General features: G+C 60.7%; 8 protein-coding genes. 4 read left to right on the plus strand and 4 right to left on the minus strand.

Features of this window, described 5'->3' with window-relative positions; translation table 11 throughout:
- Positions 1-17: 17 nt before the first annotated feature.
- Entirely contained in the window at positions 18-3728 is a 3711-nt protein-coding gene (locus HY696_09500; protein ID MBI4238632.1) for a hypothetical protein, read from the minus strand.
- Between the two features lie 118 nt (positions 3729-3846).
- Between HY696_09500 and HY696_09505 the strand changes: the two genes are divergently transcribed.
- The 4 genes from HY696_09505 to HY696_09520 all read left to right on the plus strand — a co-directional run bounded on the left by HY696_09505 (position 3847) and on the right by HY696_09520 (position 8280).
- Positions 3847-4395 carry a hypothetical protein gene (locus HY696_09505; protein MBI4238633.1) on the plus strand — a complete coding sequence of 183 codons (549 nt, stop codon included), beginning with the start codon at positions 3847-3849 and terminating at the stop codon, positions 4393-4395.
- A 207-nt stretch (positions 4396-4602) separates the two neighbouring features.
- Positions 4603-5571 carry a hypothetical protein gene (locus tag HY696_09510; protein MBI4238634.1) on the plus strand — a complete coding sequence of 323 codons (969 nt, stop codon included), beginning with the start codon at positions 4603-4605 and terminating at the stop codon, positions 5569-5571.
- Positions 5572-5638: 67 nt separating this feature from the next.
- Complete coding sequence (locus tag HY696_09515) at positions 5639-7000, plus strand: pyridoxal-phosphate dependent enzyme (GenBank protein ID MBI4238635.1); 1362 nt, start codon at positions 5639-5641, stop codon at positions 6998-7000.
- 140 nt (positions 7001-7140) lie between these two features.
- Positions 7141-8280 (plus strand): PLP-dependent transferase, encoded by a 1140-nt coding sequence (locus HY696_09520; protein MBI4238636.1) that lies wholly within the window; start codon positions 7141-7143, stop codon positions 8278-8280.
- Positions 8281-8327: 47 nt separating this feature from the next.
- On the opposite strand, the gene HY696_09525 is transcribed toward HY696_09520, so the two are convergent.
- From HY696_09525 to HY696_09535, 3 genes are all read right to left on the minus strand, one after another.
- On the minus strand, positions 8328-8726 hold the full coding sequence (locus HY696_09525; protein MBI4238637.1) for a hypothetical protein: 399 nt from the start codon (positions 8724-8726) through the stop codon (positions 8328-8330).
- Positions 8727-9041: 315 nt separating this feature from the next.
- Positions 9042-10091: a hypothetical protein gene (locus HY696_09530; protein MBI4238638.1), complete on the minus strand. Its 1050-nt coding sequence runs from the start codon at positions 10089-10091 to the stop codon at positions 9042-9044.
- A 77-nt stretch (positions 10092-10168) separates the two neighbouring features.
- A complete protein-coding gene (locus tag HY696_09535) occupies positions 10169-11314 on the minus strand; it encodes an SLBB domain-containing protein (GenBank protein ID MBI4238639.1) in 1146 nt (381 codons plus the stop codon).
- Between the last annotated feature and the right edge of the window lie 48 nt (positions 11315-11362).

Here is an 11362-nt window from a genome sequence, read left to right on the forward strand (position 1 = left end):
CAACACGACCAAAACAGCTACTCCACCACACTCAAGTGGCACCACCCGCACAGCGCCTCTTTGCCGGCGGGCCAGGGACCGATTTTTTTCTTGACCCAACCGGTGTGGCAGCCGTTCGTGCCGTTGCCACCGCTGCCGCAGGTCTGCTGGACGAAGTTCGCCATCGCTCCGCCCTGCTGTTCCTGCCACTTTTGCAGCGTCAGCGCGTGGCCCCATTCATCGCCCCACGGGACGATCGTCCCCGCCGGCACGGCACTCTTGAGATGCGGATAACGATGACACGCCGTGCAGCGCGGCGATTGGGCGCCGTTCGGCAGCGTGGCAAATTGTTGCTCGGTACTCAGCGGATGTTGCGACGCCGCATACGTCACGGCCACACCGTGACAGCCGGAACACTCCGCGAATTTCGTCGGATTGAACGAGTCGTCGGAGCGATCGAGCGAATCATAGATATTGATCACGGCCTTCGCATGGGCCGCATAGCCGCTCGTCGCCGGCAACTCCCACGGTTCGAAGTGCGGATAGCGCGCATGACATCCAGTGCACGACACCGTCGCGCCCAAGAATCCGTCATTCCCATGCTTCCCATGACACGCAGTCAAGCACCCGCCGCTCTGCGCACCGCCGCCTGCCACGGCCGCCTCGCCATGCAGCCCTCCGGTCGCGCTTTGCGCCACCGATTGCGCCCACGCATCCGCGTGCGGATAGACATTTTGCGGATCGTGACAATCGGTGCACTGCACGCCAGCGCCGCCCACGGTATTGATCCCATGACAGAGTTGACACTCCGCCATTGATGATTGCGCCAACGACGCGTGCGCACCCACGCCCCAGGCCGGATCCGCGTGTAAAGCGGGATAGCTGGCGTGACAGTCGGCACATGTCCCGCCGCCCAACTCGCCCGACTCCGAACCGTGGCAATGACTCGACGCACACGTCGCCGTCGCGAAGCTGGCACCGTCCTGCGACACCGCTGCGGCCCCCGCGATCACCGCTTCGCCGTGATTCGTGCCGCCATCCTCTACGACAGCAATCCACTCCGGAAAGCGATGCGGAAACTGCGCCGCGCCGTGGCATGTGCTGCACGTCGTTCCACCCTGCGGTGTCGCCAAATCGGTCCCATGACACGCGGTCGCACATTCCACTGCCGTTTGCTGATGAATCGTCCGCCCTTCCAATTGCGCTCGGCCTGCGACATAGGCTCCATGCCCTTGCGCAAACGCCGCCCACGCGTCGTCGGTAAACGTGAGCGCTGCCACGCCGTCCGCCGTGGCCACTTGCAAGACGTCATCCGGCGCATGCGGCACGCTGCGATGACACGCATCGCACGCCACACCGGCCGCGCCCCCTTGCAAATCGCTTCCGTGACAGATCCCGCACGCCGCAACGGCGCTCGCCTTCGCCGTGCCGCCGGCCGCAACCGCCGCCGCCGCGACTGCCGCGCCATGCCCCGCGTGCGTCTTCCAATCGGCTGCTTGATGCCGATTTGGATACGTGTCGTGACAGGAGTAACATGAGGGGACCGTATCATGGCCTTGCAACTCGGCCCCGTGACACTGCCGACAGGCATCGACCTCCAACCGCCCATCGGCCGTGACCACCGGCTTGCCGTGATCCCACGCCCCCGCAGCCGGATGCGGCATCGTCAGATGGCAATCGCTGCACCCTTTCACTCGTTTCTCCGCGACCGGCGCCTCCGCCGGATCGCCCTGTAACGCTGTCCCATGGCAGCGCGCCGTCGCGCACGATAACGTCGCCGCGCCCACCTCCTGCACCCTCACGTAATTCCCGTGCCGCGCTAACCAGGGCGCAAAGTCATTGCCCACCACTTGCGGCGGATGCGGATACGCGGCGTGACATTGACTGGTGAAACACGACACGCCGACCTTGCCACCTGTCAAGTCCGCGCCGTGACACACCCCGCAGCGTTCGCGCGCCAACTCAGGATTCGTCGCGACGCCATCGTCCAACACATATTGCCCGTGCCCCGCAAACGTCGGCCACGCCTCAGCTCCATGGGCATTCGGATAGCTGGCGTGACAACTCCCACAACCGGGCGCCGGCACAATGTTGGCATTGGCAAAACTCCGCCCCCCAGCCAAATCCGCGCCGTGACAGAGCGGACAACCCGACGTCGGATCCATCGCGCCGGTCGCCTGCGCCGCCGTCCCGTGCCCCGGCCCCGCCCAATCGTCTTGCGCATGCGCCGGCCACGACGCATGACACTGCGTGCAAGTCACACCGGTATTTCCGCCCGGCGGGTCCACTTTGTGGCACCCCAGGCACGCCGATGCACCGACCGTCCGCGCCGTCTCGCCATGCTGTGCCGTTTGCCACAGCGTCCCAGTCGGATGCGGCCACAGCGCATGACACGCGGTGCAACTCACCCGCGCCAATCCGCCCTCCAACGCCTCCCCATGACACGCGGTCCGACAGGCCGCCGCATCGTTCGCCAACGCCGCCGCGCCGTGTTCCGCCGGATCGCTCCAGGTGGCCGCGTGCGGATAGCGCTGTTGATGACACGGTCCACACGCCACGCCACTCATCCCGCCCGCGAAATCCGTTCCATGACACCCGGTACAATCCGCGCGCTGCGCCGCCTCGCCGAACGGTCCGTGCACCGCGGGCTCCGCCCATCCGGCCGCGTGCGGATACGCCGCATGGCAGCGCGTGCACCCAACACCACTCACGCCGCCTTGCAAATCAGATCCATGACACGTCGTCGCGCAGACCGCTTTATCACGTTGCAGCACCTGCACGCCGTGTTGTTCCCCAGTCGCCCAGTCCGCCGCATGCGGATAATCGGGGTGACACGAGCGACAACTCGGCCCACTCCCGCCTGCCAGATCCGCGCCGTGACAGATCGCACATGCCACGGTCCCGCCGGCGTCCCGCACTGCCACACCGTGTCCGCCCGCCGTCGCCCAGTCCACGCGCCCATGCGCGTCTGGATAACTCGCGTGGCACCCCTGACACGCGAGCACCGCAGTCAATCCATCCGCCGTCGGCACGACCCCGCCTTGCAGCGTCGCGCCATGACACAACGGGCAGCCGCGTTCCAGATCCAGCGCACCGTCCTGCAGCGCCGCGCGCCCATGGCCACCCGCTTTCCAATCGTTTTCTGCATGTGGCAACCAACTCGGATGACACTGCGTGCAACTCACGCCTGTCGTCCCACCCGGCGGGTCGATCTTATGGCACCCGAGACACGCCGCGGTCCCCGCGATGCGCGCCCGCTCCCCATGCCCCCGGCGTGACCACAGGTCGCGCGGTTCCGGATGCGGCCACAGATCATGACATTGTTGACACGAGACACCGGACAATCCGCCGTTGAGATCCGCCCCATGACACGCCGTCGTACACGCCGCCGTGCCATCAGCCGTTACTGCGGCACCATGGACCTCCGGCGCCAACCATCCCTCGTCGTGCGGATACCGATCGTGGCACGAGCGACAACCCGGCCCGCTCCCGCCTTCCAGATTCGCCCCGTGACACGCCACGCACGCCGCGGTACTGAACAGCGCACGTTTGACGAACAGTCCATGTTGCTCCGGCTCTCCCCAATTCGCCTTGTGTGGAAAAATACTCTCGCCGGCCAGCGGAAGCGGCGCCGTCTTCTCCGTCTCGTTCACCGAAGCACAGCCGCCCGCCCACCACAGTGCCGCCAGCAGCACGATCCCCATAACAATGAACGACCGGATTCCCAGTCGCGGCGCCGCACGATCCATGTCAGCACGCTAGCCAATCACTCGCTATGCGCCCATGACCGGCAAACCACCGCCCATTGACCCATATCAGCCATTTCTACGATGGACATTTCCGCACGCGCCGCCTACGGTTGCGCCCATGCCGAAAACCATCCTCCTCGGGATCAGCGGCGGGATCGCCGCCTACAAATGTTGCGAACTGACGCGCATGCTCGTCGCCGATGGCCTCGACGTCCATGTACTCCTCACCCAGGCTGCAGAGCAGTTCGTCACCCCACTCACGTTACAAACGCTGTCGGGGAATCCCGTCCATCGCGCCCTTTTCAACCTCACCGACGAACAAAAGATCAGTCACATCGCATTGGCCGCCCGCGCCGCGCTCGTGCTGGTCGCCCCCGCGACCGCCAACTTGTTGGCCAAGGTCGCCCACGGCTTATGCGATGATCTACTGACCACGGTCATCTGCGCCACCCGCGCACCGGTCCTGTTCGCTCCGGCAATGAACACGCAAATGTGGGAAAATCCAATCACGCAGGCCAATGTGGAACGGTTACGCACGCATGGCTACACGATCATCCCCCCGGAACACGGCGATCTAGCCTGCGGCACATGTGGCGAAGGACGCCTCCCGGAGCCGGAAACGCTCCGCACCATCGTACAGCAACAGCTGCGAACGCTGACAAAATAACGCTTTAACATCAGCCTGATACAAATCACCACGCAACTATCACCTGCACGCAGCCGATCCTTACTGTACGGTTCGACTTGCCCCCCGTCCAATTTCGGGTGGAGTAAGGGCGGCGGAGCGGTAGTGATAACTGGAACGCGACCGAGGAGGGAGCGTTCCACACCGTAGCAGAAGGACAGCGCCACATTTATATAAGGAGGGAACACTATGCGTCTCTACATCCTACGATTCGCCTGTTTGGTCGGAGCACTCGGCCTGTTAGGAATCTACAACACCACACTCGGCTGCGGAGGCTCGACCGAGAATGAAACCACCGGCGGCGCATCGGGCAACGAGGCCTCCGGAGGGACCGGGAGCAGCTCCAGTAGCAGTTCCGGAGGGAGTGGGACCGCGAGCACGAACAGCGACACCGACGGCGACGGCACCGTAGACGCCACAGACACGGATGACGACGGCGACAACATCCCGGACACCGACGATCCGGACAGCGCCAGCACCAGCACGGCCGCCGCGCCGGACGCGGATGCCGACGGTGACGGCACCGCGAATGCCACCGACACCGATGACGACGGCGATGGAGCCAACGACGGAATCGACCCGGACGACGACAACGACGGCGTCGCCGACAGCAACGAGAGCGGCGGCACCGCCAACCCGGACCTGAAGGGCCTCAATACGCAACTCGTAGTCGGCGTGATGGACGCGATGGAACCCCACTTTCCGGAAGGGGACCAAAGCGGCGGAACCACAACCGAACCGTGCGGCCAAGGCGGATCCGTCACCATTACTACCGGCGGCGATCAATCCGGCGGCACCACCAGCTTCGCGTTCTCCAACTGCCGCGAAGACTCGAAGGCCTACCCATTGAGCGACGGCACCAATTGCAGTTTCACCACACTCGTGAACGGCAACTTCAGTTGCGCGATGAGCTTCCAATCAGACGGCAACATGAAGGTCACTTGTCAGACCGACGGCGCGCTCTGCGGGGCCAAGATCGTCGCCGGCATCGGCGAGACGATCAGCCAAAACATCGGCATTAATCTCGCGACCGACCTCAATCAACAAAACGAGGCCTCGAACTTTTCCGGCAACGCCTGCGTCGCCGGCACGGAATTCCCGATCGACTTCGAAAACGCGCTGGCCGACTTCAGCGCCGCCGACGTCAGCTGCAAGTAAATTACGAAATGCTTTTGCCCTCTGCAGTGTGTTCTGTTAAATCGCAGACACACTGCGGAGGTATTCCATGCCGATTTTATCGAATGTCCTTGAAGCCGTTGGTCACACCCCACTGATTCGGCTCAATAATATTACTAAAGGACTCCAAGCCACGATCTTAGTGAAGTTCGAGGCGGTCAATCCCGGCGGCTCGATCAAAGACCGCATCGGGCTGCAGATGATCGAGTGGGCGGAATCGCGCGGGCTGCTCAAACCCGGTGGAGTGATCGTCGAACCGACCTCCGGAAACACCGGCGTGGCCCTCGCGATGGCCGCGGCGCTGAAAGGCTACCGCTGTATCTTCGTCCTCCCCGACAAGATCAACGAAGACAAACGGGCATTGCTGCGGGCGTTCGGCGCCGAAATCGTGATCACGCCAACGAATGTCATGCCCGATTCCCCGCAACATTATGTGAATGTCGCCAAACGGTTGTCCCAAGAGATCCCGAACGCCTATTGGCCAAATCAGTACAACCACCCCGCGAACAAACAAGCCCATATCGACACCACCGGCCCAGAAATTTGGCGCGACACCGAAGGTCAGCTCGACGTGTTGGTCGGCGGCATGGGAACTTGTGGGACAATGGCCGGGACCGCGACGTTCTTGAAGCAGCAGAAGCCCGACCTGACCGTCGTCGTCACCGATCCGGAGGGATCGATCTTCTCCGGCGACATGCCGCACCCGTATCTCGTGGAAGGGATCGGTGAGGATTTTTTACCCCGCAATCTCGACCGCGGCCTGATCGACGAATTCATCCGCGTCTCGGACAAAGAGGCATTTCACATCGCCCGGCGACTGGCGCGCGAGGAAGGTATCATGGCGGGAGGATCGTCCGGCTCGGCGTTGGCCGGCGCGTTGCGCTACGCGATGCGCGTCACCGAACCGAAGACGATCGTCGTCATCCTCCCGGACGGCGGACGCGGCTACCTCTCCACGTTCTTCTCCGATCAATGGATGCAAGAAAAGGGACTGCTCGACTTCCAGCCTCGCACCTTCACGGTACAGGAAGTCGTCGCGAAGCGGCGCGACCACGCCCCACAAGTCGTCTCCGTCCGCTCCACCGACCAAGTCGCCGAAGCTATCGCGCTGATGCACCAATACCAAATCTCCCAACTCCCCGTGCTCGACGGCACTAAGAATGTCGGGAGTGTGCAGGAAGACACGTTAATGAAATTCCTCTACGAAGGGATCGACGTCGGCCACCAAACCGTCGGCTCCCTGATGGGCGCACCGTTGCCGACCGTCGCGCTGCACACCAACGTCACCGAGACCTACCGCCTGCTGTTGGCCGGGGCCAATGCGATCCTCGTGACCGACCAACAACAGCCCGTCTCAGTCCTGACTCGGATCGACCTGATCAATTTCTGGGCAACCGAACGCGCGAAATAGTGAATGACCATCCCCTCTCCCTTTGGGGAGGGTAAGGACGCAACGGCCTTGGCCGTTGCACAGTCCGCGGCAGCAATAACAGCAATGCGACGAAGAGGAGCATTGCTAACCACAGCAGTTGGGTGAGGGGGAGGACACCGATGAAATTCGCAACCAAAGCCATTCATGTCGGCCAAGCGCCCGACCCAAGTACCGGCTCCACGATCATCCCGATTCACCTCTCGACCACGTACACCCAAGCCGGGATCGGACAACATAAAGGCTTCGAATACAGCCGCGCCGGCAACCCCACGCGCGCCGCATTGGAAACCTGCCTCGCCGCATTGGAAGGCGCACAACACGCGCTCGCGTTTGGCTCCGGCTGCGCCGCAACGGCCGCCGTCACGCATTTATTGAAGGCCGGCGAACACGCCGTCGTCAGCAGTGAAGTCTACGGTGGGACCTATCGCCTCTTTGAACTCCTGATGAAAGACCACGGACTCGCATTCACGTGGGTCCGCGGCACCGACCCAACGGCCTTCGCGGCTGCGCTGCGCCCCAACACGCGACTGGTATGGATTGAAACGCCAACCAATCCAACACTTTCAGTGATTGATATTCAGGCAGTCGTTGAAGTGGCGCACGGCCAATCCGGCGTCCTCACGGTAGTCGACAACACGTTTGCGACCCCGTATTTCCAAAGCCCGCTCGCGCTCGGCGCCGACCTCGTCGTCCATAGCTCGACCAAATACCTCGGCGGCCACAGCGACGTCGTTGGCGGTTGCCTGATGACCAATCAGCAAGCGCTGCGCGACCGTCTCCACTTCGTGCAAAAATCGAGCGGCGGCGTTCCGAGCCCGTTCGATTGTTGGCTCACACTGCGCGGGATCAAGACGCTGGCGCTGCGGATGGATCGCCATCACACCAATGCCTCACAGATTGCGACCTGGCTTACCGCGCAGTCCGGCGTGCGGACCGTCTACTTCCCAGGACTGCCCACACATCCGGGGCATGCAGTCGCCACCCGCCAAATGCGTGGCTTCGCCGGCATGGTCTCGTTCGAACTTGCAGGCGGTCGCTCGACCGTCGAGCGCATGGTGACTCGGCTCCACACCTTCGCGCTGGCCGAGAGCCTCGGCGGCGTCGAATCGCTCTGCTGCTATCCCGCCACCATGACCCACGCCGCAATCCCAGCCAAAGACCGCGAGGCGATCGGGATCACGGATGGGTTGCTGCGGCTTTCAGTTGGTATTGAAGACGTGGATGATTTGCTCGCGGACTTGGAACAGGCGCTGGGCTAACGGACCACTGCGGACTTATTCCAATAGACCTGGCTGGCCCCGACGCACTACCGCCTACGCAGCAATTTCTCGCGTTCCGCGCGGGCATCCAAACGAGCCTGCCGAGCATCCGCCAACCGCTGTTCGTAATGAGCCCACCAGGCTGGATGCGACTCCTCATTCGGAACGACAAAGCGAGCCAGCGAGGCCGATTCGAGCAGCGCGAAGACCACGGGTTCCTCAACAGCGTTGTCCGTCGCCACGCCGATCAGGACCTCATAGGCACCGAGCAACTTCGGATCGACGACTGCCAGGAGCGCCTCTCGAGCCTGCAATAACGCCGCTCCGGCCGTCTTTGTATCCCGGACACGCAATGCGCGTTGTAGACGGCCAGCTTCAGCGAGCAATACCTTACGCGGCCCTTCCGAGGACTGGAAACCGCCTACACACGCCCTGAAGGCATCCATAACGGGGTCCGGAAACCCCGCAAAGTCTCCCGCCGCGAATTGTCTGCGCTCTAAGGAGGCGCTAGTACTAGCAACTGCCGCTGTGGCAACCGACGGCTGCGGCGTCTGCGCCAATGTTGCCAACCCCACACTCCGATCCCCACCATGCACTTGGCGAGGCCCCTGCCTAGCCGGCTGCCCTCTGCCACGATGCACTATGTTTTTCACTGCCGCCCCGATTCCCATATCCGCCCCTTTGGTCCCATAACGCACAAAAAACCGAACGGCGCGTTTGTCACACCCCCCGAAGCAGTGCAAGCAATAATTTTTTCTCAATTACACTGCGGATCCAGACCGGCTGCGGTGGCGGGAAAAATACTCCACAATGAATGCAAGACCGATAGAGGCCACGAAGGCCGATACGAATGCAGACAGAACAATCACGCGCCGCTTGGGCCGAATAGCTCTAACAGGAACACGCGCCGGATCGACGACCTGGAACGACAATTCATCTTTGGCCTCGTCAATTCTGGCAAGCTCATATTGCTGTGTTAACAGCGCCGTCATCTTCCCCAACAACTCCCGCTGGATCGTCAAATATTGGAGGTAGACTTGCTGCGGAATGCCGCGCACAACTTCTGCATCCGAAAGGAATTGTTGGACCGCATTTTTTTTTTGCTCTATAGTCGCTAACTGTGTGCCCAGTTTAATCGGATCAAAATTTCGCTCCACGGCTTCCGATTCGTCAGCGCGCTCAATCGTGACATCAACGGTTGATTCAACGCTTGAGATGCGACGGTCTTTATAAAATGTATTCAAAGCCTTTCCCGATTCCAAGAATTCCTTCCGATTCATAGCCAATTGTTTCTCGATAAACCGCCGATTGCGCTTCGCTAAAGAAAACGTGTTTTCATTAATAAAATCCTGAAGCAATTCCACAAATGTTTCCGCAATTTTCGCCGCCAATTGAGGGTTTTCATATTCGCACGTGAGCACAAGTTTACCGGACTTCACATCTTCACTGACATGGATCATACTCCGAACCTGCTCAATGACCTGATCGCGTACGCCCACTTCACCCACGGTCCCTTGCACTGCCCGCCACTGCTTGCCGTAGAGTAGCGGTATCAAATCGAGTCGTTGTATGACTCGCTCCGCCATGCTCCAGCTCCGCAACAAGACCGGCAACTGACCTCCTCCGCCAAGGTTTTGCGTCAATCCTCCCACGAATGGGAGATCACTTACCGCACTCAAAATTGAGGAGCTATAGTTCCCTCGTGAACCGCCAAGGGGTAGCAAGACAACTTCTGACTGATAAACCTTCGGCAACAGGAAACTAATCACGATTGAACCGATGGTGGAAAGGCCAACGAGCCACGCGCACATCCGCCAACGACAGCGGAGCACTCGCACATAGTCGAGCACGTCGATGACTGACAATGGGGAGTCTTCGCGCATGCGGATTATCTACTCAGTGTCACGATTGCGGTGGTCGCCGAAAGACCGAATCCCGCAATACCCAAGACAAAATTTACCCAACTTTCCGGTGGCAGTCGACTCTCCGGCACATAAATAGTGTCGCCCGGATTGATTGTCGTTTGTTCTTGAACGCCCATCGGCCTTGTCTTTCCATTCATCTCGATGAGTTTCACTCGGCGCAGCCGCGCCAATTTTGTCGTGCCGCCCGCAAGTGTCAAATAATGGTTGATCGAATGATACGGACTGAAGGGGTACGGGCCCGGTGCGTAAACACCGCCCAACACAAAGACACGGTCCTCATAGGAGGGGAAAAAAACCTGATCACCCGGCAATTCACTGACGTTGAAATCAAACGTGTTTTTGGCCGTCAGCACATTGGGCACAAAAATGACATCCCCATTAGAAATCGTTGTCCGCCGCACCGCAAGAGGCACATTCTCAATATCCAACATCTGTTTCGTTCCATCCACAAAACGGACCAGTCGTATCGGCGCGCTCAGTTCAGCACCGATCGTCATCCCCCCAGCGAGGCTCAGTGCATCGGCCAGGCTGCGCTCTCCACGCATCTCGTAAATACCGGGACGCCTCACCGACCCTACTACCTGGATCGATCGCTTGCGCAGCGGCACATAAATGACGTCGTTATCGAGCAAATAGGGATTATGCTGTAATTCTCCAAACAAACGAAACCGCACTAAATCATAAGTTCGGGAACTGCTCCCGCGACGCCGGATTTGGATGTGCCGCGCTGAGCCTTGATCCAATACATCTCCGGCCCGCTGCAACACTTCTTGGAGTCGATCAGAGGCCGCCACGCGATACGTCCCTGGGTTCTTCACTTCACCAACGATATGCACTTGGTAAGTCACGCCGACCAATGTCCCCTCGCTTAATGCCATGCCTTTCTTGAAAACTTCTTCGTCTGTGCCATTCCCCAGACGTTGGCTCGGTCGATCAAAACCTCCCCCTTCCTGACCACGGAAACTTCTTCCACTCGATCCAAAAAAAACACCTCGCCCATCCAAAATGCGAGGGTCCCGAACAACCTGCGCCGCGACCGGTGCACCCGCAATTTGCAATACGAAACACACTAAAAAAAACCGTGTGCCTCGTCGGAGAAAATTAGACATGGAGCCGCTCATACTGGATCCACCGTCGCCGATGCAACTGAATTCTCC

This window comes from Deltaproteobacteria bacterium (assembly GCA_016210045.1).
Taxonomy (GTDB): domain Bacteria; phylum UBA10199; class UBA10199.

Coding starts and splice junctions, on each gene's coding strand:
- HY696_09500 (MBI4238632.1), bottom strand. CDS start 3,728: ATGGATCGTGCGGCGCCGCGACTGGGAATCCGGTCGTTCATTGTTATG.
- HY696_09505 (MBI4238633.1), top strand. CDS start 3,847: ATGCCGAAAACCATCCTCCTCGGGATCAGCGGCGGGATCGCCGCCTAC.
- HY696_09510 (MBI4238634.1), top strand. CDS start 4,603: ATGCGTCTCTACATCCTACGATTCGCCTGTTTGGTCGGAGCACTCGGC.
- HY696_09515 (MBI4238635.1), top strand. CDS start 5,639: ATGCCGATTTTATCGAATGTCCTTGAAGCCGTTGGTCACACCCCACTG.
- HY696_09520 (MBI4238636.1), top strand. CDS start 7,141: ATGAAATTCGCAACCAAAGCCATTCATGTCGGCCAAGCGCCCGACCCA.
- HY696_09525 (MBI4238637.1), bottom strand. CDS start 8,726: ATGGATGCCTTCAGGGCGTGTGTAGGCGGTTTCCAGTCCTCGGAAGGG.
- HY696_09530 (MBI4238638.1), bottom strand. CDS start 10,091: ATGTGCGCGTGGCTCGTTGGCCTTTCCACCATCGGTTCAATCGTGATT.
- HY696_09535 (MBI4238639.1), bottom strand. CDS start 11,314: ATGTCTAATTTTCTCCGACGAGGCACACGGTTTTTTTTAGTGTGTTTC.